28 protein-coding genes are annotated in these 26,036 nt (G+C 36.7%); 17 read left to right on the top strand and 11 right to left on the bottom strand.

Going from position 1 to position 26,036, the window contains the following annotated elements:
* The first annotated feature begins 108 nt into the window (after positions 1–108).
* The 11 genes from udk (at position 109) to I6U50_RS07330 (ending at position 11,294) form a co-directional block, all read left to right on the top strand.
* Positions 109–717 carry a uridine kinase gene (udk, locus tag I6U50_RS07380; RefSeq protein WP_193709818.1) on the top strand — a complete coding sequence of 203 codons (609 nt, stop codon included), beginning with the start codon at positions 109–111 and terminating at the stop codon, positions 715–717.
* 87 nt (positions 718–804) lie between these two features.
* Positions 805–1,122 carry an FtsB family cell division protein gene (locus tag I6U50_RS07375; protein WP_193709819.1) on the top strand — a complete coding sequence of 106 codons (318 nt, stop codon included), beginning with the start codon at positions 805–807 and terminating at the stop codon, positions 1,120–1,122.
* 126 nt (positions 1,123–1,248) lie between these two features.
* Complete coding sequence (locus I6U50_RS07370; RefSeq protein ID WP_198638378.1) at positions 1,249–2,631, top strand: methylmalonyl-CoA mutase subunit beta; 1,383 nt, start codon at positions 1,249–1,251, stop codon at positions 2,629–2,631.
* Positions 2,632–2,645: 14 nt separating this feature from the next.
* Positions 2,646–4,778 carry a methylmalonyl-CoA mutase gene (gene scpA, locus I6U50_RS07365; RefSeq protein ID WP_198638377.1) on the top strand — a complete coding sequence of 711 codons (2,133 nt, stop codon included), beginning with the start codon at positions 2,646–2,648 and terminating at the stop codon, positions 4,776–4,778.
* Between the two features lie 65 nt (positions 4,779–4,843).
* Positions 4,844–5,725, top strand: coding sequence for an SDR family oxidoreductase (locus tag I6U50_RS07360; RefSeq protein WP_198638376.1), 882 nt, complete (start codon positions 4,844–4,846; stop codon positions 5,723–5,725).
* Between the two features lie 164 nt (positions 5,726–5,889).
* Positions 5,890–6,654: a ParA family protein gene (locus I6U50_RS07355; RefSeq protein WP_193709823.1), complete on the top strand. Its 765-nt coding sequence runs from the start codon at positions 5,890–5,892 to the stop codon at positions 6,652–6,654.
* Positions 6,655–6,657: 3 nt separating this feature from the next.
* A complete protein-coding gene (locus tag I6U50_RS07350) occupies positions 6,658–7,563 on the top strand; it encodes a ParB/RepB/Spo0J family partition protein (protein WP_193709824.1) in 906 nt (301 codons plus the stop codon).
* Positions 7,553–8,131 carry a DUF5683 domain-containing protein gene (locus I6U50_RS07345; protein ID WP_198638375.1) on the top strand — a complete coding sequence of 193 codons (579 nt, stop codon included), beginning with the start codon at positions 7,553–7,555 and terminating at the stop codon, positions 8,129–8,131. Before I6U50_RS07350 ends, I6U50_RS07345 begins: the two co-directional genes overlap by 11 nt.
* Positions 8,132–8,154: 23 nt before the next feature.
* A complete protein-coding gene (gene dapB, locus I6U50_RS07340; protein ID WP_198638374.1) occupies positions 8,155–8,871 on the top strand; it encodes a 4-hydroxy-tetrahydrodipicolinate reductase in 717 nt (238 codons plus the stop codon).
* 119 nt (positions 8,872–8,990) lie between these two features.
* Positions 8,991–10,565, top strand: a complete 1,575-nt coding sequence (lepB, locus tag I6U50_RS07335) for a signal peptidase I (RefSeq protein ID WP_198638373.1) — start codon at positions 8,991–8,993, stop codon at positions 10,563–10,565.
* A 78-nt stretch (positions 10,566–10,643) separates the two neighbouring features.
* On the top strand, positions 10,644–11,294 hold the full coding sequence (locus I6U50_RS07330) for a WbqC family protein (protein ID WP_198638372.1): 651 nt from the start codon (positions 10,644–10,646) through the stop codon (positions 11,292–11,294).
* Here I6U50_RS07330 and I6U50_RS07325 read toward each other — a convergent pair.
* From I6U50_RS07325 to I6U50_RS07295, 7 genes are all read right to left on the bottom strand, one after another.
* Complete coding sequence (locus I6U50_RS07325) at positions 11,284–12,309, bottom strand: endonuclease/exonuclease/phosphatase family protein (protein WP_198638371.1); 1,026 nt, start codon at positions 12,307–12,309, stop codon at positions 11,284–11,286. The genes I6U50_RS07330 and I6U50_RS07325 overlap by 11 nt on opposite strands.
* Complete coding sequence (locus tag I6U50_RS07320) at positions 12,310–13,224, bottom strand: rhomboid family protein (protein WP_193709830.1); 915 nt, start codon at positions 13,222–13,224, stop codon at positions 12,310–12,312.
* Positions 13,225–13,968, bottom strand: a complete 744-nt coding sequence (locus I6U50_RS07315; protein WP_193709831.1) for a rhomboid family intramembrane serine protease — start codon at positions 13,966–13,968, stop codon at positions 13,225–13,227.
* Positions 13,969–15,837 carry a DNA mismatch repair endonuclease MutL gene (gene mutL / locus I6U50_RS07310; protein ID WP_198638370.1) on the bottom strand — a complete coding sequence of 623 codons (1,869 nt, stop codon included), beginning with the start codon at positions 15,835–15,837 and terminating at the stop codon, positions 13,969–13,971.
* Positions 15,838–16,131 (bottom strand): hypothetical protein, encoded by a 294-nt coding sequence (locus I6U50_RS07305; protein ID WP_193709833.1) that lies wholly within the window; start codon positions 16,129–16,131, stop codon positions 15,838–15,840.
* A 109-nt stretch (positions 16,132–16,240) separates the two neighbouring features.
* Positions 16,241–16,738 (bottom strand): 6,7-dimethyl-8-ribityllumazine synthase, encoded by a 498-nt coding sequence (gene ribH / locus I6U50_RS07300; protein WP_193709834.1) that lies wholly within the window; start codon positions 16,736–16,738, stop codon positions 16,241–16,243.
* Positions 16,739–16,741: 3 nt separating this feature from the next.
* Positions 16,742–17,515: a tetratricopeptide repeat protein gene (locus I6U50_RS07295; protein ID WP_198638369.1), complete on the bottom strand. Its 774-nt coding sequence runs from the start codon at positions 17,513–17,515 to the stop codon at positions 16,742–16,744.
* 146 nt (positions 17,516–17,661) lie between these two features.
* On the opposite strand from I6U50_RS07295, the gene recF reads away from it, so the two are divergent.
* The 6 genes from recF (at position 17,662) to I6U50_RS07265 (ending at position 21,260) form a co-directional block, all read left to right on the top strand.
* On the top strand, positions 17,662–18,741 hold the full coding sequence (gene recF, locus I6U50_RS07290) for a DNA replication/repair protein RecF (protein WP_198638368.1): 1,080 nt from the start codon (positions 17,662–17,664) through the stop codon (positions 18,739–18,741).
* Entirely contained in the window at positions 18,738–19,175 is a 438-nt protein-coding gene (locus I6U50_RS07285) for a lipocalin family protein (RefSeq protein WP_193709837.1), read from the top strand. Before recF ends, I6U50_RS07285 begins: the two co-directional genes overlap by 4 nt.
* On the top strand, positions 19,159–19,455 hold the full coding sequence (locus I6U50_RS07280; protein WP_193709838.1) for a DUF721 domain-containing protein: 297 nt from the start codon (positions 19,159–19,161) through the stop codon (positions 19,453–19,455). Before I6U50_RS07285 ends, I6U50_RS07280 begins: the two co-directional genes overlap by 17 nt.
* On the top strand, positions 19,455–20,030 hold the full coding sequence (locus tag I6U50_RS07275) for a pseudouridine synthase (RefSeq protein WP_198638367.1): 576 nt from the start codon (positions 19,455–19,457) through the stop codon (positions 20,028–20,030). Before I6U50_RS07280 ends, I6U50_RS07275 begins: the two co-directional genes overlap by 1 nt.
* A gap of 77 nt (positions 20,031–20,107) precedes the next feature.
* Positions 20,108–20,899, top strand: a complete 792-nt coding sequence (locus tag I6U50_RS07270; protein ID WP_198638366.1) for a HipA family kinase — start codon at positions 20,108–20,110, stop codon at positions 20,897–20,899.
* Positions 20,877–21,260 carry a DUF3037 domain-containing protein gene (locus I6U50_RS07265; protein ID WP_193709841.1) on the top strand — a complete coding sequence of 128 codons (384 nt, stop codon included), beginning with the start codon at positions 20,877–20,879 and terminating at the stop codon, positions 21,258–21,260. Before I6U50_RS07270 ends, I6U50_RS07265 begins: the two co-directional genes overlap by 23 nt.
* A gap of 87 nt (positions 21,261–21,347) precedes the next feature.
* Here the strand turns inward: I6U50_RS07265 and I6U50_RS07260 are convergent, their stop codons facing one another.
* The 4 genes from I6U50_RS07260 to I6U50_RS07245 form a co-directional block, all read right to left on the bottom strand.
* Positions 21,348–21,920 carry a biliverdin-producing heme oxygenase gene (locus I6U50_RS07260; RefSeq protein WP_198638365.1) on the bottom strand — a complete coding sequence of 191 codons (573 nt, stop codon included), beginning with the start codon at positions 21,918–21,920 and terminating at the stop codon, positions 21,348–21,350.
* On the bottom strand, positions 21,910–22,464 hold the full coding sequence (locus tag I6U50_RS07255; protein WP_198638364.1) for a response regulator: 555 nt from the start codon (positions 22,462–22,464) through the stop codon (positions 21,910–21,912). The genes I6U50_RS07260 and I6U50_RS07255 overlap by 11 nt, the downstream gene beginning before the upstream one ends.
* Before the next feature lie 239 nt (positions 22,465–22,703).
* On the bottom strand, positions 22,704–23,591 hold the full coding sequence (locus tag I6U50_RS07250; RefSeq protein ID WP_198638363.1) for a glycoside hydrolase family 16 protein: 888 nt from the start codon (positions 23,589–23,591) through the stop codon (positions 22,704–22,706).
* 228 nt (positions 23,592–23,819) lie between these two features.
* Positions 23,820–26,033 carry an ATP-binding protein gene (locus I6U50_RS07245; RefSeq protein WP_198638362.1) on the bottom strand — a complete coding sequence of 738 codons (2,214 nt, stop codon included), beginning with the start codon at positions 26,031–26,033 and terminating at the stop codon, positions 23,820–23,822.
* Positions 26,034–26,036: the final 3 nt, after the last annotated feature.

Raw genomic sequence — 26,036 nt, 5'->3', positions numbered from 1 at the left:
ATCCAGGTTCTTTTACTCAAAAAAATCCTAAGACCGGGCTTAGAATTAAAAAACCATATTTATTTTTAGTTTGGGGCAAATGTTTAAATTTGCCCCAAACTTTTTTAGATGCTCATTATAGGGATTACAGGTGGAACCGGCAGCGGAAAAACTACGGTAGTAAGGCAAATTATAGACGAATTAAAAAATGAAGAAGTAGATGTTATTTCTCAAGATTCCTACTATAAAGATCTTAGCCATTTAGCCAAAGAGGAAAGGGTAAAAACCAATTTTGATCATCCAAAATCTATAGATTTTGACCTCCTGGTAGAACACCTAAAAGAACTAAAAGCGGGTAACACCATTCAGCAACCTGTTTATTCGTTTAAAGAGCATAACCGCACCAAAGAGACCCTGGAAACCCAACCTAGAAAAGTAGTAATTGTTGAAGGTATTTTAATTTTTGCTCATCCCGATATTAGAGAGATGTTCGATATTAAAATCTATGTTCACGCCGATAGTGATGAGCGGTTAATTCGCCGACTGAAACGAGATATTTCTGAACGTGGGCGCGACTTAGATGAAGTTTTATGGCGTTATCAAACTACACTAAAACCCATGCACCAGCAATTTATAGAGCCTACCAAAGAATTTGCCGATCTTATTATTCCTACCAATAAATATAATAGCGTTGCCGTTAATATTGTACAAACCATAATCAAGGAACGCTTAACCTAATTTTGTATCTTTATTCCAGAAAGCTGGAAAACCTTACAACCTGCCAGGTAAAGGCATAATCTTAATTAGTTACTGAATTTAAAAGATTTGAATTTAAAAGCTTTAAAAAACAAAAAATGGTTCAAAATTATGAGCAATAAGTATGTTTTGCTTATACTCATTTTTGGAGGCTGGATGCTTTTTTTAGATAGCAACTCCTGGTTAGTTCACAATGAACTCAACCAGGAAATAAACGAACTTGAAGAAAACAGGCAGTATTATAAAAATGAAATTGCTAAAGATAAAGCAACCATAGAACAACTTCAGGATTCAGTTGAAATGGAAAAATTTGCCAGGCAGCAGTACTATATGAAACGTCCAAATGAAGAAATATTTATAATTGAATACGACACTATTCAGGAGTAAACTACCTCGGGGCAAACCCACGAGGCATTCGTTGCAAACAATTTTTTAATTTCGAGGCAAGCCTCGGGGTATTACACCCTTTGGCGGTGCCAATAAAACAGATTTAATTTTCAGAAAAACCACAGCATGAAAGATTCTCTATTTCAGGAATTTAATGAAGTTTCTGCAAAAGAATGGAAGCAAAAAATACAGTTTGATTTAAAGGGGGCCGATTATAACGAGAAACTCGTATACAAATCACTTGATGGAATTCATATCAAACCTTTTTATTGCGCTGAAGATATTCAGGAAAGTGTAAAGACACCTTCACCCAAAAACTGGAATATTTGCGAACGCCTTTATGTAGTTTCTGCAGAAAAAAGCAACAACCGGGCCCGGGAAATCTTAACAAAAGGTACCGAAAGTCTTTGGTTTATTATTCCGAATGAAGAAATTGCTATTGAGGTTTTACTAAAGGAAATTAGCCTTGAAAATACACCTATTTATTTTAGCTTCAACTTTTTTTCTGAAGCATATTTCAAACGTTTGCGAAACTTTTTAAAAGACAAAAAGAATCAGGTTTTTCTTCAGCTAGATATTGTAGGAAACCTGGCCCGTTCCGGAAATTGGCATCAAAGTTTTCAAAAAAATTACGAAAGTTTGGAGCACATCTTCAGCTATTCAAAAGATTTTAAATCGGTAATAAGTATAGATACTACCTTATATCAAAATGCCGGTGCTACTATTCCGCAGCAATTGGCCTATGCCCTGGCCCACGTAAACGAATATTTGAACCCTTTTCAGGAAAATCTAAATTTAAAAGGATTTCAACCGCAATTTTTAACGGCTTCAGGCCCAAATTATTTTTTTGAAATCGCTAAACTAAAAGCTTTAAGATGGCTTTATGCCACTTTAGCTTCCGAATATAAAATTCCGGAAAACTGTCATATCCTGGCACAACCCACCAAAAGAAATAAAACGCTGTACGACTTTAATGTAAATCTTCTTAGAACCACTACCGAAAGTATGAGTGCAGTGCTAGGAGGTGCCAATGCGATTTATAATATTCCTTATGATGCCATTTATCATAAAAATAATGAGTTTGGAGACCGAATAGCCCGAAATCAATTATTGGTAATGAAACATGAGGCCTATCTCAATAAAGTTGCCAATGCTGCCGAAGGGGCTTACTATATAGAAAGCCTCACCAAACAGTTTGCAGAAATGGCACTGGACATTTTTAAGGAAATTGAAAAGAACGGTGGATTTTTAAAACAATTAAAAGAAGGCATTATTCAGCGAAAAATTAAAGAAAGTGCTAAAAAAGAACAGGAACAATTTGATAAGGGAGAATTGGTCTTAATAGGTACCAATAAATTCGAAAATACCCAGGACAGTATGAAAGATGAACTGGAATTATATCCTTTTTTAAAGCAAAATCCGCGTAAAACTTTAATTGAACCTATCCTGGAAAGAAGATTAAGTGAGCAAATTGAGCAGGAAAGAATAAACAAGGAAAAGGCCGAATAATTAAAAAAAGAGCAATGCAAAGAAAAGAGCTTCAACATATAAAACTTAGAGTGCCAGCACCTGGAAATGAGCAAAAGGAAGATAAAAACAACACCTATAAAACCCCGGAAGAAATAAATTTGCAGCCTTCTTATTCAAAAGAAGATATTAAAGGCTTAAACCATTTAAATTTTGCAGCAGGTATTCCACCCTATTTACGAGGACCATACAGCACAATGTATGTGAGCCGGCCCTGGACTATTCGCCAATATGCCGGATTTTCTACTGCCGAGGAAAGCAATGCTTTTTACCGAAGAAACCTTGCTGCGGGACAAAAAGGATTATCGGTGGCTTTTGATTTGCCCACCCACCGCGGTTATGATAGCGATCACGAACGTGTGGTTGGCGATGTTGGTAAAGCCGGGGTAGCCATAGACTCTGTTGAGGATATGAAGATACTTTTTGATCAAATTCCACTAGACAAAATGTCGGTCTCCATGACGATGAACGGCGCAGTTTTACCCATTTTAGCCTTTTATATTGTAGCTGCCGAAGAACAGGGCGTAAAACCAGAACAGCTTTCAGGAACCATACAAAATGATATTTTAAAGGAGTTTATGGTTAGAAATACTTATATCTATCCCCCTACTCCTTCTATGAAAATTATTTCAGATATTTTTGAATACACTTCTCAAAATATGCCGAAATTCAATAGTATTAGTATTTCTGGCTACCATATGCAGGAGGCCGGTGCTACTTGTGATATTGAACTCGCCTATACGTTGGCCGACGGGTTGGAATATATTCGAAAAGGCCTGGAAGCAGGTATGGATATAGATAGTTTTGCCCCCAGACTTTCCTTTTTTTGGGGGATTGGAATGAACCACTTTATGGAAATCGCCAAAATGCGCGCAGCAAGAATGCTTTGGGCAAAACTTGTAAAACAATTCAATCCTAAAAACCCTAAATCGCTTTCACTTAGAACGCATTCGCAAACCAGCGGCTGGAGTTTAACCGAACAGGATCCTTTTAATAATGTTGCTAGAACTTGCATTGAAGCCGCAGCAGCAGCTTTCGGAGGAACCCAAAGCTTACACACCAATGCTTTAGATGAAGCCATTGCCCTACCAACCGATTTTTCTGCTAGAATAGCCAGAAACACGCAGTTACACCTTCAACAGGAAACAAAAATTACCAAAACAGTAGATCCCTGGGCGGGTAGCTATTATGTTGAAAAACTTACTGATGAAATCGCTGAAAAAGCCTGGAAATTAATAGAAGAAGTTGAAGAATTGGGCGGAATGACCAAAGCCATTGAAGCAGGAATTCCGAAAATGCGCATTGAAGAAGCTGCGGCTAAAAAGCAAGCCAGGATAGACAGCGAAACAGATATTATTGTTGGCACCAATAAATACCGTCTTGACAAAGAAGATGAACTGGTTACTTTAGAGGTAGATAACCAAACCGTAAGAAAACAACAGATAGCACGCCTTGAAAAAATAAAAAAAGAAAGAGATAACAAAAGGTGTACTGATGCACTAAATGACCTAACTGAATGCGCCAAAAAAGAAAATGGAAATTTGCTTAGCTTAGCAGTAGAAGCGGCAAGACATCGAGCTACTTTAGGTGAAATTAGCGATGCGCTAGAAGAGGTGTATGGTAGGCATAAAGCAAAAGTACAAACCTTTAGCGGTGTATATTCTAAAGAGATGAAAGAAAACACTTCGTTTAAAAAGGCCAGGGAACTGGCCAATAAATTTGCGGAACAGGACGGGAGAAGACCCAGAATTTTAATCGCAAAAATGGGTCAGGATGGTCACGATCGTGGTGCAAAAGTAGTAGCCACCGGTTATGCCGATCTTGGCTTTGATGTAGATATTGGGCCACTGTTTCAAACCCCAAAAGAAGCAGCGAAACAAGCTGTGGAGAACGATGTGCATATACTTGGAGTTTCCTCTCTGGCAGCCGGGCATAAAACCCTGGTGCCACAGGTTTTGGAAGAACTAAAAAACCTGGGGAGAGAAGATATTATGGTAATTGTAGGTGGAGTAATTCCATCTCAGGATTATCAATATTTATTTGATGCCGGTGCCGTGGCCGTTTTCGGGCCTGGAACAAAGATTAGTGATGCGGCTATTCAACTTTTAGAAATTTTAATTGAAGAGTAAAATAAGTAAAACCGACAACTCAAAACTCATAACTGAAAAACCGATAACCGATAACTAAAAAAATTATGGATTTTAATAAAAAAATGCTCCGGGACGATGCTTTAAAAGGTAAAACTATAATTGTAACCGGGGGAGGTAGTGGTCTTGGAAAAGCAATGACCAAATACTTTATGGAACTTGGCGCAAGTGTTGCCATTACCTCAAGAAACCTTGAAAAACTTCAAAATACCGCCAAACAACTTGAAGAGGAAACAGGTGGCAAATGCCTTGCTGTGCAATGCGATGTTAGGCATTATGAGCAGGTGGAGAATATGCGAGACGAAGTTTTAAAAGAATTTGGAAGCGTGGATGTGTTGCTAAACAATGCCGCAGGGAATTTTATTTCCCCAACCGAAAGGTTAAGTGCCAACGCTTTTGATACAATTATTGATATTGTAGTTAAAGGAAGTAAAAATTGTACTATGGCCCTTGGAAAACATTGGATAGATGCAAAGCAAAAAGACAAAACGGTACTTAATATTGTTACCACCTATGCTTGGACCGGTTCTGCCTATGTTGTACCAAGTGCCACGGCAAAAGCCGGAGTATTGGCCATGACGCGTTCTTTGGCCGTAGAATGGGCAAAATATGGGATTAGGTTTAATGCCATTGCCCCCGGCCCCTTCCCTACCAAAGGGGCCTGGGACAGATTACTGCCCGGTGATTTAAAAGATAAGTTTGATCTCTCTAAAAAAGTACCACTAAAACGTGTTGGAGAACACCAGGAGTTGGCAAACCTTGCTGCTTATTTGGTTTCAGATTTTTCAGCTTATGTAAATGGCGAGGTAATTACCATAGACGGAGGCGAATGGCTTAAAGGTGCCGGACAATTTAATTTACTGGAAGCAATTCCGGAGGAAATGTGGGATCAATTAGAGGCCATGATAAAGGCTAAAAAGGGAAGTTAAGCCTTGTTGTTACAACCCTTACTTCAACTAAACATATATAATTTAAAACCGATTGTTAAGCTTTTATGGCAATAATCGGTTTTTTATGTATAAGCTGTTAACAAAATCATTTTATAAACCTGTAATAAATTGTATTTTTACCCTTCAAAAATCATAAAGACTTAATGGGTAAAATCATTGCTATTGCAAACCAAAAGGGAGGAGTGGGCAAAACCACTACCTCGGTAAACCTGGCCGCTGCGCTTGGAGTACTTGAAAAAAAAGTATTGTTAATAGATGCAGACCCACAGGCCAATGCAACTTCCGGATTGGGAATTGACGTGGAAGAGGTTCAGTTGGGTACCTATCAGCTTTTCGAAAATTCAATAGCTCCTAAAGAATGTATTCAAAAAACAAGCTCTCCAAACCTGGATATTATCCCTGCACATATAGACCTTGTTGCCATTGAAATTGAATTGGTAGATCAGGATGCAAGGGAATCTATGCTAAAAGAGGCGATTACTCCATTAAAAGAGCTTTACGATTTTATACTCATTGATTGTGCCCCTTCCCTGGGCCTATTAACCCTAAATGCCTTAACCGCTTCAGATGCTGTGGTTATCCCAATACAATGTGAGTATTTTGCCTTAGAAGGTTTAGGAAAATTACTAAACACGATTAAAAGTGTTCAAAAAATCCATAACAATAAATTAGATATTGAAGGCCTGCTACTCACTATGTACGATTCTCGTTTAAGATTATCCAACCAGGTAGTAGAAGAAGTACAGAAGCATTTTGGCGAGATGGTTTTTGATACAATCATTCAAAGAAATGTGCGTTTAAGTGAAGCCCCAAGTTATGGTGAAAGCATTATTAATTATGATGCGGGCAGCAAAGGAGCCAGTAATTATTTAAGCCTGGCACATGAAATTATAAAGAAAAACTCGTAGAAGATGGCGAAGGCGACCAAAAAACAAGCTTTAGGACGTGGACTTTCGGCTTTACTGAAAGATCCGCAAAACGATATACAATCGGCAGAAGACAAAAACGCCGATAAGCTGGTAGGGCATATTGTAGAATTGGATTTAAAATCTATAGAAGTAAATCCATTTCAACCCAGAACCAGTTTTAACGAAGATAGCCTTAAAGAATTGGCTACTTCCATAAACGAACTTGGTGTAATTCAACCAATTACAGTAAGAAAACTGGATTTCGACAAATACCAGCTAGTTTCGGGAGAAAGACGTTACAGGGCTTCAAAATTGGTAGGGCTAAAAACTATTCCTGCCTATATAAGAATTGCCAACGACCAGGAATCTTTAGAAATGGCCCTGGTTGAAAATATTCAGCGCCAGGACCTGGATCCCATTGAAATTTCGCTATCCTACCAACGATTAATAGACGAAATAAACCTTACTCAAGAGCAATTAAGTGAACGCATTGGGAAAAATAGGTCTACTATTGCCAACTACTTACGGCTTTTAAAGTTAGACCCAATTATTCAAACGGGCATGCGAGATGGTTTTATGAGTATGGGGCACGGCCGCGCACTTATTAATGTTAGCGATCCGCAAAAACAATTGGAGATTTACGAAAAAATTCTTCAAAAATCCTTATCGGTTAGGGAAACTGAGCAATTGGTACGAGAAGTAAACGAAGGTTCAAAAGCTTCTAAAACTGCCAGGAAAACAGCTGCAGTTCCTACCTCCTATAAAAAAGGAATCAAAGAGTTTTCAGAGTATTTAGGTACAAAAGTAGATGTAAAAGTGACTAAAAAAGGTTCGGGAAAACTCAGTATTCCTTTTTCTTCCGAAGAAGATTTTATTCGCTTAAAAAAACTTATTCAGGGTGAAGACTAATCGGGTTTTATCAGTTCTATTTTTCTTGTTGTTCGTTTGTAAACTTACAGCACAAAAAGACTCTTTAAGCCTTGAAAATACTGAAATAAAGGATAGTATTTCAAAAGAAAAAGACTATAAACCTTATAATGCCCTGGCACCGGCCAAAGCAGCATTTTATTCAGCGATTTTACCCGGATTAGGGCAAGCCTACAATGGTCGTTACTGGAAAATACCTATTGCCTATGCGGGACTTGGAGTTGGTGTTTATTTTTACATTAACAACGATAAGGAATGGAACCGTTACCGCGATGCCTACAAGGATCGACTTGCCGGAAGAGAGGATGAATTTGGAGATAGAATTAGTACCGAAGCTCTTGTTAGGGCCCAGGAATTCTATAGGCGGAATAAAGAAATTTCATTATTGGTAATTGCAGGGGTGTATGTTTTAAACATAATAGATGCCAATGTAGATGCACACTTACAACAATTTAATGTTAGTGAAGACCTAAGTCTAAAACCCAACATGCAATACGATAACTTTACAGGAAAGTCTAAATACGGAATCTCCTTAAATTTTAAATTTTAAATAAATAGCTTTAAAAAATACAAATGAAAATAGCACTATTAGGATACGGAAAAATGGGTAAGACCATAGAGGAAATAGCAGTAAATCGTGGTCACGAAATTGTTTTAAAGCTGGAAGATGATATCGACAATTTTGAGCTGGATAAAATGGATATAGATGTTGCTATAGATTTTAGTATTCCTAAAGCCGCCTTTAAAAATATTACGACTTGTTTTAAAAGTGATATTCCGGTAGTTTGCGGTACAACGGGCTGGCTAGACGATTACGAAAAAGCGATAGAGCTTTGTAAAAAGGAAAATTCTGCATTTATATATGCTTCCAACTTTAGTGTAGGTGTGAACCTTTTCTTTGAGCTTAATAGAAAGTTGGCTAAAATAATGAACGGTATGAGCGATTATGCGGTTGAAATTGAAGAAATTCACCATACCGAAAAACAAGATGCCCCCAGCGGAACAGCCATTAGCCTGGCCCAGCAAATTATAGCTGAAAACGACCAAAAGAATAATTGGCAGCTAGACCACGCTGAAGCTGATGAAATACCGATTAAAGCCAAAAGAATTGAAAATGTTCCAGGTACACATACGGTATCTTACGCATCTGAAATAGATACCATAGAAATTATGCACACTGCTAAATCCCGCCAGGGTTTTGCCCTTGGCGCCGTAGTCGCCGCCGAATGGATTAAAGGAAAAAAAGGTGTTTTCTCTATGAAAGACGTTCTTTCAGATCAACTTAAATAGGCTCTAAGCATTATAATACCTTAACAAAAAACAATATTCCCAATACAGGAAAATATAAAATGTTCATTTCTTAGTAACAATTTCCAAGTAATGTTACTAATACAGCAAAGAATAAAAATATGACGTTTACACAATGGTTTCTGTTTTTTCTGCTAGTGCAGGTTATTCACTTTGTAGGTACCTGGAAACTTTATAAAAAAGCCGGAAGACAAGCATGGGAGGCTGCTATCCCCGTTTATAACGCCGTAGTGCTTATGAAAATCATTAACCGACCCTGGTGGTGGGTTATTCTTCTTTTTATCCCTATTGTAAACCTAATCATGTTTCCGGTAGTTTGGGTTGAAACCATTAGAAGTTTTGGCCGCCATAGTACTACCGACACCCTTTTGGCTATTTTTACACTCGGTTTTTACATCTATTATATAAACTATGCCACCGATGTAAATTATATTGAAGACCGAAGCTTAAAACCCAGAACAGCTGCCGGGGAATGGATAAGTTCTATACTCTTCGCAGTAATTGCGGCTACTATTGTGCATACCTATGTAATGCAACCTTTTACCATTCCAACTTCTTCTTTAGAAAAAACTTTATTAGTTGGGGATTTTCTATTTGTAAGTAAGTTCCATTATGGTGCCAGACTGCCAAAAACTGCGGTAGCATTCCCCATGGTACACGATACTATTCCCGTTTTAGGAGTAAAATCTTACTTAACAAAACCTCAAATTCCGTATTTGAGATTACCAGGCTTTGAGGATATTGAGCGTAATGATATTGTGGTCTTTAACTGGCCGGTAGATACCGTAAATGCTTTTCAGCAATATGGTGATGGCAAATATTATTACAAACCCATAGATAAGAAATCTAACTATGTAAAACGTGCGGTTGGACTTCCGGGAGATTCTTTACAGGTAAGTGAAGGGAAAGTATTTATAAATAATAAGCCTTTACAACTTCCCGGCCGTGCAAAACCTCAATATACTTATTACGGTACTACCAACGGCCAGGGTTTTAATCCCAGATATTTATATGAAGAATATGACGTGACCGATGGTTATTATCACGATTCCAATACCAATCAATTCTATATAGCAGCCTTAACCGAAGCAGCCTATAACCGAATTAAAAATCATCCCAACGTTACCAGCATTCAAAGATATTCAGATTCCCTGGGTGCTAAAAATCCGAGCATATTCCCTAATGATGGAAAATTAAGCTGGAATAACGACCATATGGGACCAATCTATATCCCAAAAGAAGGTGTAACAGTAGATATTACTGCCGAATCTATGCCGTTCTACAAACGTATTATAGAAACCTATGAAGGAAGCGAAATGGGTATCAATAACACTCTAAGCTTAAACGGTACACAGGTGTTATTAAATGGGCAGCCCCTAAATTCTTACACATTTAAACAAAATTATTACTGGATGATGGGTGATAACCGCCATAACAGTGAAGATAGCCGCACCTGGGGCTTTGTACCCGAAAATCATGTAGTTGGAAAGCCTGTTTTTGTTTGGATGAGTTGGGACGCTAACGCCCAGGGCTTCTTTAATAAAATTAGATGGGATCGTGTTTTCACCACTGTAAAAGGTGATGCCACCCCTAACTCTTATTTACCATACTTTCTTATTTTTGTGGTTATTATTATTGCCTTTAATTATTTTAAAAAACGCCGAAAAAACGCTTAATTTAAGTCAATAGTATTTGGCATAACAAATTGGATATTTTACTTATATTCAATACTGGCATAAGAATTTTAAAGTTAGATGAAAGAAATATTATTACATCCGGCCTACTTTGGGCCGGTTTGTCAATTTATAGCCCTGGCAAAAGCCGATAAGGTTTGTTTTGAAAACGAAGACAATTACCAGAAGCAAACCTATAGAAACAGAATGTATATCTATGACTCTAATGGGAAATTGCTGCTTAATATTCCAATTAAACACCGTTCTGCTTTAACAGGGCAGCCCAAGGAAGCCGGAAAGCACCAGTTATATAAAGAAGTACGAATTGAGAACGATTTTGATTGGCAGAAACAGCATTGGCGAGCGCTAAAAGCTTCTTATCAAACTTCCCCTTTTTTCGAATTTTACGAAGATGAAATTTACCCTCTTTATCACAAGAAGTTCAATTACTTGCTTGACTTTAATTATGCCTGTTTAGAATTTGCCACGGAAGCACTTCAACTGGATTTTGATATCAATAAAACTTCAGAGTACATTTTTAATCCTAAAGATAAAGAAGACCTTAGAAACCTGATTAACGCCAAAGCAAAACCTAAGTTCGAGCACGGGCATTACACCCAGGTTTTTCAGGAAAAGCATGGTTTTTTACCAAATCTTAGCATTTTAGACCTAATATTTAACGAAGGGCCAAACAGCTTAAATTTTCTCGAAGCACAGGAAATTACATTCTAATACGCGTCATTATAGGATAATGGTCTGAGAATTGATTTTTAAAACGCTTGTAAGCATTAATTTGAATTTCGGTATCAATAAACATAAAGTCTATACGCAACGGAAAATAACTTAATTTAAAGGTTTGTCCAAAACCTTCGCCGGCTTCCAGGAAAGCATCTGTAAACCTCTCCTCGTCATTAATTATATCATAGATATAAGAAAAAGCCGTATTATTAAAGTCGCCGGCAATAATTGTTTTATACGAAGATTCCTTTACACTCTTCAACATCATTTCGGCCTGCTCCTGTTGCAAACTAAAGCCATGTCCTATTCTACCCAATAACTTTTTTGAATCTTCTTTCCGAAGGTCGTCAATTTCAGGCTTCACATTTAAAGATTGAAAATGCACATTATAAATACGCAGCGTATCTGCTTTTACAAGAAGATCGGTATAAATGGCATTGTTATTTCCATCGTGTGGAAAACCAATTGATTCCTGCTTAAGGATTGGGAATTTTGAAAAAATCGCAGAACCAAATTCAGAATTCTCCCCTTTTCTATGCACAAAATGATATGGATAGATTTCCTTTAAATTAGTCTCGTCTACGGTATGTTCCTGGGTAAGAAGAATATCAGGGTCGTTTTCTTTAATAAACCCTGTTATTTTTTCAGGAATATCTTTTTCTTCGGTCCAGCCATAATTATTAAATAACCTAACATTATAGCTCATAATACTTATTTCTTCTTCTGAAGATTGAGTATTACTGCTAAACTGATAAAGACTGGAAACATAGTTATAACCAACAAGTAACACGATAAAAGACAACAAAAATTGTCTTTTTAACCGAATAACCCAGTAAATTAAAAAAACGAGGTTCACCAGGATTAAAACAGGAACTCCCAGGCTTAATACCGAGAGCAACGGAAAAGATTTTGGAGGAATAAATGCCAGGAGATAAGAAAGCAATAAAGCAGTCCCGGCTAAAGCATTACAGATAAAAATAATCTTATCCAGAAACCCAAGCTTTCTCATTTAATCTTCTTTACCCGCTTTAAACAAAAAATCTTTTTCGCTTTTACTTAAGCTGTCATAACCACTTTTACTTATTTTGTCTAGAATGGCATCAATCTGTTTCTGCTTCTCATCTTTATCCAATTTTTGGGAGGAAGTAGCTTTATGTTGTTTGGTAGCCGTTTTTCTATTGGTATTTTTCCTATATACCGTTTTCATTTTGGCTTTGCGTTCACTTGGTTTAAACAAAGACACTAAACTATCCATTATTTTTTCAAACCAGGAACCAATATCATTGCCCTTTTGTAACTGTTTAGTGTACACATACCCCAATGCCGCACCCCCCAGGTGTGCCAAATGCCCCCCGGCATTGCTCATTGGAATTTGAATAATATCCAAAAGCACTAAAAAAGCAGCGATATACCAAAACTTTATACTTCCTATTAAAAGAAGCCTCACCCTCATATTAGGAATATAAGTTGCTATCCCTACCAGGACTGCCATTACCCCGGCCGAAGCACCTATTAAATAAGAGCGCCCCATAGATTGAAAAGCAGGGAATAAATTATAGCTTAACATATATACCAGAGCCCCCATAATAACACCTAGAAAAAAATAATTAAGCAGGCGTTTAGGCGAAAAATAGTTAAGAAAATATATTCCTGAAAAGTATAAGATTAGCATGTTAGAGAGAATGTGCCAAATCCCACCATGCAAAAAAGCATAGGTAATAATAGACCAGGGTTTAAAAATGAATTCTCCCGGTTCCTTCGGAAAAACAAACCATTCCAATAAAAAGTCTGAAGGCAACTGAAACAAGAAAGCGATAGTTCTAAACAAGAAGAACAGGAAGAAAACCAATACATTAATAGCGATTAGTTTTTCAACAACCGTAGCGGTTTGCAGCTTGTATCTTATTTTATCAGAGCCTTTCATTTAATCCCAGCGGTTTTGATTAAACTGGTTTTTCTTCCAGTACCACATCATTATAAATCCAAATAAAGCACCTCCTACGTGGGCAAAGTGAGCTATACCACCACCAAATAAAGAGTAGCCCGTAAATCCTGAAAACAAATCGATTAAAATAAGTACAGGAATAAAGTATTTTGCTTTAACAGGTACCGGTACAAATAACAAAAATAATTCAACATTGGGAAACATCATTCCAAAAGCAACCAGAATACCATAAATAGCCCCCGAAGCTCCAACAGCCGGAGTATTAACACTTTGATAAAGACTTTGTAGCGTTTCTTTAGGCACCGAATCCAGGATAGCAGTAGAATACTCTCCTGTTTTAAGCAATTGCTCTACGCTCCCCATACTCATTCCAGCATCTAACAAAGCATTATAACCGGTTTTAAACTCTATATAATTTACAAGTGTATGCAAAAACGCAGCTCCCAATCCTGCCGAAAAATAAAAGAATATAAATCGCTTTTGTCCCAACATTTGTTCAATAGGACCTCCAAAAGCCCATAATGCATACATATTAAAAATAATATGCATCAGGCTCCCATGCATAAACATATGGGTTACAAATTGCCAGGGCATAAAATTCCCGTTCTCAAAAAACCAGAGTGCGAATAATTGATAGGCATAGTCGCCCAGAAACTGGCTTCCAACAAAGAAAATAATGTTGATGATTAAAAGTACTTTTACAGTCTCGGTAATTCTTCCCATTTACATAAATTTTTTATCCAGCTCGTCTACCGTTAAAGTAACGAAAACCGATCTGTTAGACGGGCTTAACCCTGGTTCTTTACAAGCAAACAACCTGTTAACGATATGTTGCTGCTCGGTATTGTTTAAAAGTGTTCCAGATTTTACCGCCATCCCTTTTGCAAGCGATTTTGCCAGCAAATCGGTTTGAGAAAAACCATTATCGGGTACATCATTTTCAAAATCGGCAATAAGCTGCTCCAGTAAAATTTCTACTTCACTTTCTGAAATTAAAGTAGGAATACCTACAATTTCTACGGAATCGGTTTTTACCTCAGAAAATACAAATCCGGTTTGCTCCAAAGAATCTTTTAATTGTTTTATTATCTCAACTTCGTGCGTATTAAACTGAAGCTTAAGCGGAAACAATAATTGCTGGCTTACCGCAGCTGAAACGGTTATATTCTTCAGCATTTCTTCATACAAAATCCTGGTATGCGCCCGGTGTTGATCTATAACTAAGATTCCGCTCTTAAGCGTACTTACAATATATTTTTTGTGTAGCTGAAAGGTAGACTTTTCCTCTGTATCTTCAGAAGGCTGGAATAAATTCCCGGTTACTTCTTCACTCTCAAACTCTATCTCCCTAAAATTGGTATCCTGTTTAGGAATTTCTTCAGTTTGCAAGCCAGCATATAAGCTCTCCCAACTTTCTCTACGTTCTTTTTTAAAATTTGAGGAATAGGAATTAGAGCTTGTTTTATGGATCCTTGCATTTTCCTCCTGAAAAGGATTAAAGTTACGATCTACTTCTACCTGTGGCACCTCGGCCGATTTATTTTTATAATCGTAAGGTGTATCCAGGTTTGCATCCCTGTCGAAATCTAAAATAGGAGCTACATTAAATTGTCCCAGGCTATGTTTAATAGCACTTCTTAATATAGCATAAAGCGCATGTTCATCGTCAAACTTAATCTCAGTTTTAGTAGGATGAATGTTAATATCAATACTTTTAGGATCAACATTTAAGAAAAGAAAATAGCTGGGATAAGATTTATCTTTTAAAAGTCCTTCGAAAGCAGCTACTACAGCATGATTCAAATAAGGACTTTTTATAAAGCGATTATTTACAAAAAAGAATTGTTCTCCCCGGGATTTTTTAGCAAACTCAGGTTTCCCCACAAACCCCGAAATTTCTACAATTTCTGTCTCCTCGTTTACCGGCACCAGTTTTTCGTTGGTCTTACCACCAAAAATGTTGGTAATTCGCTGCCTATAATTTGTACCCGGAAGCTGAAAAAGTTCACTTCCATTATGAAATAGAGAGAAAGCAATTTGCGGATGTGCTAAAGCTACCCTTTGAAATTCATCTATAATATGCCTGGTTTCCACCGCGTCCGATTTCAGGAAATTTCTCCTGGCCGGAATATTATAAAAAAGGTTCTTTACACTCACCGAAGTTCCTTTTGGGCATACACAAACGTCCTGCCCGGCCACTTTACTTCCTTCCACTTTAATTTGCGTTCCTACCTCATCGGCTTCGGTCTTTGTCTTTAGCTCTACGTGGGCAATCGCTGCGATAGAAGCAAGTGCTTCTCCTCTAAAACCTTTAGTTTGCAAACTAAAAAGATCTTCAGCTGCCTTAATTTTTGAAGTAGCGTGACGTTCAAAACACATTCTGGCATCGGTTAGGCTCATCCCCTTCCCATCATCAACAACCTGTATAAGGGTTTTACCTGCATCTTTTATAACCACCTGGATGTTCCCAGAACCTGCATCAATGGCATTCTCCACTAGCTCTTTAATTACTGAAGCAGGCCTTTGCACCACTTCCCCCGCAGCAATTTGATTCGCTACATGGTCTGGTAAAAGTTGAATTATATCTGTCATTTAAGGATTATTGGAAAAGATGGACAGATCAAAATCTATTATCCATAAGAAAATTAAAACGAGCACCATAATTATAATAAGCAAGCGCTTATTAATTTCCCGGTTACCGCGAGTTCTACTTGATTTACGCGCTTCAGCCCATTGAGAACCAAAATCTATGGCGTTAGTAGCTTCTTTGTACTTACTGAATTTTGAATCAAAATCATAAATATTCCCTGTATCCTTACCCTTATAATAACGCGGGGTATAATTATAGCGGGCATTTTTTCTCGGTTTATAAATTTTGATCTTCAAAATATGCTGATTTTCTATGGTAGTTCAAATTTACTCAAATTGCTTCAAAAAAACGAAACAACGAGCTTAAAAAGAAATCAACAAGAATAATGCCGATAAAGCCTATATCCTAATATTTGGCATCCTGGCGCAATTTCGCCATTTTAATGGCTGCAATGGCAGCCTCAGTACCTTTATTACCGTGTTTCCCACCACTTCTATCTATGGCCTGCTGCATGTTTTGATCGGTTAGCACACAAAAAATAATTGGGGTATCGGTTTGTATATTAAGATCTTTTATTCCCTGGGTAACACCTTCACAAACAAAGTCAAAATGTTTGGTTTCCCCTTCTATTACACTTCCAATAGCAATAATAGCATCAAGCATATCAAAGGTTTCCTGCATTTTTTTACAGCCGTAAATAAGCTCAAAACTACCGGGAACATTCCAGCGAACAATTTTTTTAGGGGTTACGTTGTTTTCAATTAGCGCATTGTAAGCACCATTATAAAGACCTTCGGTAATCTGTTCATTCCATTCTGAAACAACAATCCCGATACGAAAATCACTCGCATCGGGAAGTTTGTCTTTATCGTATTCTGAAAGGTTATTTCCTGCTGTAGCCATACATTATTGTTTTGCAGCACGAGCCTGCCCCATATAGACAGATACCTGTTCAGCTTCAGGAGCTTCAGAGTACTCATCTTTTATTTGCTGAAGATACCCTTCAGCATCAGCGGCCTGCCCTAATTCTAAAGCGGTAATTGCTGCTTTTAATAAAAATTTTGGTGTTGTAAATTCGTTAGATCTCATAGAAGCTGCTTTCTCATAATAGTCTAAAGCTTCTTCCGGTTGCTCTAATTGCATAAATGCATCGCCAATTCCTCCGGTAGCCAAAGCTGCCAAAACCTCATCATCACTATTAAAATCTTCAAGGTAATTAATAGCTTCCTGGTAATTCCCGGTATTCAAGTAAGCAAAACCAGCATTATAAGTTGCAAGGTTTGCAGCATCTGTACTTCCGTAGTTATCAATAATATCAATAAAACCGTATTTCCCTTCACCTCCATTTAAAGATAGAGTGAAAAGCGAATCACGCTCAGCTCCGGAAGCATTTAGAGCAGATGCAAAATAGTTTTGCGCCTGCGCCATTTCATTGGCGGCTTCTTCCTGTTTTGGCTCACTTATAAAACGTTCGTAACCAAGGTAACCCAAAACGGCTACTATTGCTACGCCCACAATAATATAGATATAATTTTGATTCTCTGCTACCCAGGTTTCGGTTCTGCCCGCACCTTCGTCTAGCGTATTAAATACTTCAGCAGTTGTAGATTCTTCTTCCACATGCTTCTGCTGTTCTTCTTTATTAGATGGTTTATATCCCTTTTTCTTGTAAGTTGCCATAAAAACTGTTTAATGCGTGGCAAAAATATGATTTTTATTCAAAATTAAAAGGGAAATTATTTGTATTTTTTTAATATTTTCGGGTCATTCGCTTAACTTTCAGAATTCTATTATACAAATATCAAAAAGCTGAATAACAGCATTTTATGTTTCTAAAAAATCTTTCTTTAGTTAATTACAAGAACCTTCATTCAGCTTCTTTTGAGTTTGACAGGAAAATAAATTGCTTTGTAGGCAATAATGGCATTGGCAAAACCAACGTTTTAGACAGTATTTATCTACTGGCTTTTGGCAAAAGTTATTTTAATCCCATTACCAGCCAAAATATTAATCATGAAGCCGATTTTTTTGTGGTGGAAGGTCAATTTGAAAAATTACAAAAAGAAGAACAAATACTGGTTAGTGCCAAGCGCGGCCAGAAAAAAGTAATAAAAAGAAACAACAAGCCCTATGAAAAATTCAGTGAACATATTGGCTTTATTCCTACCGTAATTATATCTCCGGCAGACCGTGACCTCATAATAGAAGGAAGCGAAACCCGGCGCAAGTTTATAGATGGCGTGATTTCACAAAGCGATAAAGATTATCTTAACAAACTTATTCAATACGGAAAAATAAATGCACAACGTAATTCTTTACTAAAGTACTTTGCTGCAAATCATAGTTTTGATCGTGACACCTTAGAAGTATACAACTTACAGCTTAGCGAATTAGGGCACTATATTTTTGAAAAACGGAAAGCTTTTTTAGAAGATTTTATTCCCATTTTCAATAAGCGATATACAGATATCACCAACAATAAAGAACAGGTAGATATCACTTACAAAAGCCAGTTGTTTAAAACCTCTTTAGCTGCTTTACTTGAAGCAAATCTTCAAAAAGACATGGCTTTACAATATACAAGTGTAGGAACCCATAAAGACGATTTAAGTTTTGAAATAGAAGGTCATCCTATTAAAAGGTTTGGCTCCCAGGGGCAACAAAAATCATTTTTAGTAGCTTTAAAATTGGCTCAATTCGACTTTATTAAAGCTATTAGTAAGGTAAATCCAATTTTACTGCTTGATGATATTTTCGACAAATTAGACGAGCAAAGAGTAGCCCATATTGTAGCTTTGGTGGCTACCGACCAGTTAGGACAAATTTTTATTAGTGACACCCACGTAGATCGCACCGAAGCGGTGGTTAAAAGCAGTAATCAATCTTATAAAATTTTTAAATTGTGAGTAAAAAAATTCTTCTTTTCCTAGTCGGAATCGTACTTTTAGGATGCCAAAAACAGGATCCCGAGGAACAACTTCAATACCTTACCGGCTATTGGGAAATAGATCGCGTTGAAATTTCTGAAGACTCGGTAATTAAGTATAAGGTAAATGCCACTGTAGATTATATGGAGTTTGAGGGCAAAGAAGGTTTTCGGAAAAAGGTGAAACCACAATTTGACGGAAGTTTTAAAACAAGCGATCATAAAGAGGAGATTACAGCACGAATAGAAAACGATAGCTTACACCTATATTACAAAACTCCTTTTGATGAGTGGAAAGAAACAATAATTGTAGCCGAAGAAGAAAATTTTAGTGTGCTAAACCGAGACGGAAAAATATATCATTACACCAAATTCACCTCCCTATTAGATGAAGAAAATGAAGAAGAGAAATAACGAAAACCAAAGTTTAAGCGAAGTTTTAAAAGAATTTGTAGACCACAATAAACTTCAGGGCGGCTTAGATAAGGTAAGTGTTAAAGACGTATGGTACAGAGAAATGGGACCCGCAATTGAAAAGTACACTACTGCCATCAAATTGCAAAACGAAACACTTTATGTCCAGTTAAGTTCTTCTGTGCTTCGGGAAGAACTTAGTTATGGTAAAGGAAAAATAATAACCATGCTCAACAGAGAATTAGGAAAAGATCTTATCAAAAAATTGGTTTTACGTTAATGCAACATCGGTATTTTAAAATTTACAAACCCTACGGTTATTTAAGTCAGTTTATTACCAACGAACGCCCACGCAAGAAAAAGAAACTATTGGGAGAACTGGGTGATTTCCCGGAAGAAACCATGGCCGTGGGGCGTCTTGATCAGGATTCAGAAGGTTTACTATTTCTCACCACCAATGGCAAAGCCAGCGCTAAGGTTACCGGTAATAAAATTGAGAAAGAATATTATGTGCAACTAGATGGGCAAATTACCCCAACTGCTATTGAAAGGCTACAAGCCGGAATAGAAATAAGTATAAACGGCGAAATCTACAAAACCCTGCCTTGCAAAACTTTTATTTTAAAGGAAAGGCCGGTATTTCCAGAAAGGTCCAAGAAAATTAGGGATGAACGTCACGGCCCCACCAGTTGGATTTCTGTAACATTGGTTGAAGGTAAATTTCGTCAGGTAAAAAAGATGACTGCAGCTGTTGGTTTTCCAACTTTAAGGTTGGTAAGAGTAAGAATTGGAAATGAGAATTTAGATAATATGGATGCCGGAGAGGTTATTGAGCTCCCGTCTTTTTCTTATTAGAAATAAATACTTTAACTCGGTTTTATTTATTTCTTATTAAGCCTATAAAACCTAACTTTGCAGCTTCATATAAATCTATGCAAAACGCAGAATTAAGAACAGTAACCGTTACCAGGTACATCACCCCACTAAGAGAAGGCGGCTCCTTACCTGCCCTCACCGAAGCCGACGACGATTTTAAGTATGTGCTCAAATTTAAAGGAGCAGGGCATGGTGTAAAAGCACTTATTGCCGAGCTTCTTGGAAGTGAAATTGCCCGGGCATTGGGCTTTCGGGTACCGGAACTGGTTTATGCCAATTTAGACGAAGCCTTTGGAAGAACAGAAGGGGACGAAGAAATTCAAGACCTTTTACAGGCAAGCCAGGGCTTAAATCTTGCGCTACATTTTCTTTCCGGAGCTATTAATTTTGATCCTGTGGTTACCGAAGTTGAAGAATTTGAAGCATCAAAAATTGTCTGGCTAGATGCATTTATCACCAACGTAGACCGCACCTATAGAAATACCAATATGCTTATGTGGCATAAAGAGTTGTGGCTTATAGATCATGGGGCGTCTTTTTATTTTCATCACTCCTGGACTAATATAGAAGAAAAAGCAAAAACCCCCTTTAATTTTATCAAAGATCACGTATTACTTCCACAGGCAAGTAAAATAAAGGAGGCAAATGAATATGCAAAAAAAATAATTACTCCAGAAAAGATTGAAGAAATTGTATCCCTAATTCCTTCAGAATGGCTACAATGGCAAGATACCGATGAAGCGGAAGAAGAAATTAAAGCGGTGTACACCCAATTTCTTAAAACCAGGCTGGATTATTCAGAAATTTTCACAAAAGAGGCAGAAAATGCAAGAAAAGCACTTATATGAATATGCTGTAATAAGACTTGTGCCAAAGGTTGAGCGCGAAGAATTCTTAAACGTGGGCATTATTTTATTCAGTAAGAAAGAGAAATTCTTAAAAGCCGTATTCAATCTTGATGAAGAGCGACTGCGTATTTTTAGCAAAGATATGGATAGGGATGAAATTTGCTCTAACCTTGATTCTTTTAAAAAGATATGCGAGGGAAATAAAAATGGTGGTCCAATTGCTCAATTAGACCTGCCCTCTAGATTTAGATGGTTAACAGCAGTTCGTAGCTCTATTATTCAAACTTCACGACCGCATCCGGGTATGACAAATGATCTTGATGTAACGTTAAAACGGCTTTTTAAGGAACTTGTACTGTAAGTAGTAAACCTATTGAAACTTGAGTCTAAATAGAAAAATAAAAATTGATTCGTAAAATTGAATCTCAATTATTGAGTGAATTCTAATTTATTGCACAGAGCACTTTTTATCTAATGAAGTTTCCTTAATAATTAATCCAAAGAACTCAAATGTTTCTTTCGCCTTTCCCGAAGCCTCTTTTATTTGAATTTCGGTAAATTCTTTTGATTTTAATTCTTTTACAAAAGTGTTCCATGATTTAACCCCATCACGATCACGACTAAAAAAGTGCGGACCCGGAATTCCCTGTAAACTGCGGCAATTAGGAACTTCCTTTGAAATATACATACCGCCAAGCGCAGAACCCAGAACCACATAAGCAGCACCAAGGGCTTCTTCATAAGAGTTTAGCGCAAATTCTGGTTTAAATTCTTTATAAATAGATGCATCTACTTCCAATCCCTCGAGGTCTTTCGCCAGCTTTTCGCTTTTATCTGATTTATATGTGGGAATAAATTTTACAATTTCATCTTCAGTAATTTTATATGAAATATAGTTCTGAAGTAATAAGAGTTTGTAATTCTCCAGACTTATATCATTGGAAATAATTTGACCGGCAAGATTTTCCTTCTCCAAATCTTCATGAAGTTTTTTGGTAGAATCCCTAAGGTTATTCAGCATCTTCTATATTAAATTTATCCAGGTTATTTCTTATTTTTTCAATATTCTCTCGTTGCTCCAAATCATCGGCCTTCATATTATCTAAATAGCTATAAATTTGGTGAACTGCTATTTTATTTTTTCTAATTTGTTCCCTTAATTTATCATGCTGCACCATATTATAAACCACTTGCTTTAAAAGTGGTTCTAATTTTTCGCTAAGATTATCCATATGCTTTTTTAAGATAAACCCCGATGCTCCAGAGAGTATAGTATTTGCAGCAAGTTCGTCGTCATCTAAAGCTCCTGTAACAAAAATAAACGGGGTGTTCTCATCTATAGATTTCACCAACTCCATAATTTCAAGGCCTGTACCGCTTGGAAGATTATAATCTGAAATTACTAAATCTGGTAAAAAGTTGGTGAAAATATTTTTAAAACCGGGTAAGTCCTGTACTACTTTTATTTCAACTGTTTCTACAATCTTAGTTATTTGCCTTTCGATTAACACGGCATCGGTTTCCTCATCTTCAACCAAAATAATACGTAATGGAGTACTAATCATTATTTAGAATTTCCACAAAAATACTAAACTAGTTAATGCAAAAAGCCGCGGCTTTATAAATTTGGGTATATTTTATTATAAAAAATGGAGTTCAACTTCTCTCTATTCCGTCTTATAACCAAATTTCTTTCTTTTACCTCTATTTACAACTGGTTAGTTTGTTTAAAATCAGTCCTTCATCTATAAGTTAGCTTTTAAATAGGCTTTATCCCGTAAATATTAGGTAATTAGTAATACGGTTATTGCAAGTGATACACACGTATATAATCGAGTTCCATTACGGCGGGGAACAAAGCATCATCTACTCCATTATCACCAATATACTTACCACCAATAACCATATCTATTAAAAGGTAGAAGGGTTTATCGAAAGGCCAATTGTCTTCATTGGGAGAAGCAGGCCTATCTAAAGTATAAATTATATTTTCCAAATCATCAATATAGAACTTAATATAACGGTCTGTCCACAAGATACCGTAAATATGAAACTCTTCTTCTACTGTTTCAAGCTCATTATTTACTCGTATCAGGGAGCCGTTAAAGGAGTTGTTAGCGGTACTATGAACGTTAATATTGAATTCGTTAGGATTATGACTAAAATACTCCATAATATCAATTTCACCACATTGCGGCCATCCTACTTGAGCTTCATTATCTCCAATTAAAACCAATTTAGCCCAAATCCCACTTTTTTCCTGTTCTGGAAGTTTTGCGTTTATTTCAATACGACCATATTCAAAGGCATACTTACTACTTATTCTTGCCGATGAATATACATCAGCATTTTTTTCGGCCGTAATATTTAATATACCTCCATTTAAATTCACATTTTCTTTCCGGTAAGTTTGTAATTGATCTGCAACATCAGGATTAGTTGTGTTTTTAGGTTCAAAAACCCAAACGTCATCAGCTAAGGTTGTTCCATTAAATTCTTCATTCCAAACTAATGCAACGTTATTCCAATCAATATCACCATCGCCAGGAGAATCCATTGTAATCTTGGTTCTTTCCTGAACAGGTTCAGGCTCGGGGCCTCCAGATTCCTCTTTAGAATCACAACTTAGTAGAAATAAATTAAGAAGTATAACTACTATAATTCGATCAAAATAAAATTTATGCATTTTCATAACGTTGACTTTAAGTAGTATTTTTTATTACTCTTAAAGTTAACTAAAAGTGAGTAAAGTCTTACTCAAAAACATTAAAAATTATTGAAAATCAGAATTATACACCAAATTTTGCATTACAAAACTAAGTTCATCAAGAGTAATTTAAGTCTCACTCTCCCAGAAAACACGGCATTTTGCTTATATAATTAAGTCCCGTAGCTCAAAAAGGTTTGGATCGATTCAAATCTAAAAATTAAAGAAAAAGGTAGTGCCTTTGTTAGGTTCACTATCCAGCCAAATTTCTCCCCGGTGCTTTTCTATAATTCTGGCTACTATAGATAAACCAACCCCTGTACCTCTAAATTGACTTTTAGAAGCCCTTGAAAAGACTTTAAAAATTTTGTCTCTATCGCCGGCAGGAATTCCAACACCATTATCTTTTATATAAAAAACGTCCTTATCGTGCTGTAAAGTCGCTCCTATTTCAATCTTTGGATTTTTTGCCTGTTCAGAATATTTTAAAGCATTTCCTAAAAGGTTGCTCCATACTTGCCAAATCATTCGACGATCCCCAAAAGTTTCCGGTAAATTTTCTTCTATTACAACTTCTGAAGACGGATAATTATTCTCTATATTAAAACTCAACAAAAGTTCATCTATTAATTTACGAGTGCTAAAACTTGTTTTTTTAAGGTCTCCGCTAGTTATTTTTGAAAACGATAAAATATCATCTATTACCACTTCCATTTTATGAGAAGTGCTTAAAATAGTATTTATTGCCTTGGTAGCTTCGGCAGGTAATTCCCGGCTAAAATCTTCTTTTAGTATTTTCGCAAAACCATTAATGCCACGCAGAGGCCCCCTAAGATCGTGAGAAATACCAAAACTAAAAAGCTCCAGATCTTTATTGGCTTCCTGAAGCTCTCTATACAACCTGGCAATCTCTTCTTTTTGTTTGGCGAGCAGAAATTGATTTAAACCTTCACCAAAAGCTTTTACCGTTTCAATTTCATAATCTTTCCAGCTATGAGAGATACCGTCTAATTTCTCAGTCCATTTTTTAAAAGACTTTCGCGGACTTAAACGTTGTTTTTCCTGATTATAAGAAACTTTGTTATTGGGGTTTCCTCCCCAACTTACGGTCTCAGCCATTTCTGGCCTAAACCACATAATAAAACTATCCTTAGACTTTCCCAGCTTAAAACTTAATACCCCCGAAGCGACTTTTTTATAATTTTCAGCACTGTCATATTTATCTTTTAGACTTTTAGTATAGAAAACCGATTGGTTTTTGCCATTTAAAAAGCTACATAAGTCTATCACCTCTTCTTTACTGGGAGTTTTGCCAAAAAGTTCTATTTCCTGATTCAAAATTACTGCACCCCCTGTACTTTCCACTAAAGAAGTAAAAGGGAGGGAAGTTCCTAAAAGGTTCTCAATTAAAGAATCTTCTATATTTAATTCTTCCGTAATCTTTTGCCTTAAAGTAGATTTCTCATTAAACTTTTGATTGAATATTCCGGTTTGTATAGCCGAAACTTTATTAGAAAAAACCTGGGCTAAAAACTTACAGGTTTCCCTATGAAAATAATTAATAAATTTAGCCGAATAATGATGACAGGCTACCAGGCCCCATAAACTCCCGTTTACAATTATAGCAGCCGTTAAAGAGGCTCCTACTTTCATATTTTGTAAGTACTCAATATGAATAGGGGAAACTCCTCTTAATGATGACTTTGAAAGATCCAGGGCTTTACCGGTAATAGGTGAGATTTCCGGGGAGATAGGAACAGGTTCATAATTTACATCGGAAATAATCCTTACCTTATGTTTTAGAAATAATTCTCGTGATTGTGCGGGAATATCACTTGCAGGATAGCGCAAATCTAACCAGGTTTCTAAGTGCTCTTCCTTTTGTTCTGCCACCACTTCTCCATTCCATTCTTCATCAAACCGGTATACCATTACCCGGTCATAATTAAAAATGTCTTTTATTAACTTTGCGGCCTTAGCACATAAAGCTGTAGTTTCTTCAACGCCATCCAGGCCATTAATAATACTGGTTAATTGCTGCTGAAACTGTGAAGCCTTCCAGGTTGTGCCAAGCACCTCAAAATCAAGGATAAGGTTGTTTTCAGAGAAATGAGGCAACATTACAAACTCCTGCCCATTGATTTGCAAAGTTTCGGCATTAAAACCCGATTCTTTAGCAATTGCAGTTTCTAAACGTTCAAATGAAGGTTTACCTATTAGTCTCTCTAAAGAAGATCCCAAAAAATCTTCATGCGAAATTCCGAAGAATTTCAATGTATTTTCACTTGACTGGGTTACCTTAAAAGTTTTAGGATTCAGCACAACAACAACTCCGTGCGCCTGGGTTTTGCCAATTAGATGTATAGGTTCCTTTTCACAATTACGAACATCTAAATTAGCAGAAGACCACACCTGCTCTTCGCTCATATA

It is taken from the genome of Salegentibacter maritimus (genome assembly GCF_016236975.1).
Classification (GTDB): Bacteria; Bacteroidota; Bacteroidia; order Flavobacteriales; family Flavobacteriaceae; genus Salegentibacter; species Salegentibacter maritimus.
Note: the sequence above shows the minus strand (reverse complement) of the source record. Positions and strands in the feature narration are given on the sequence as shown.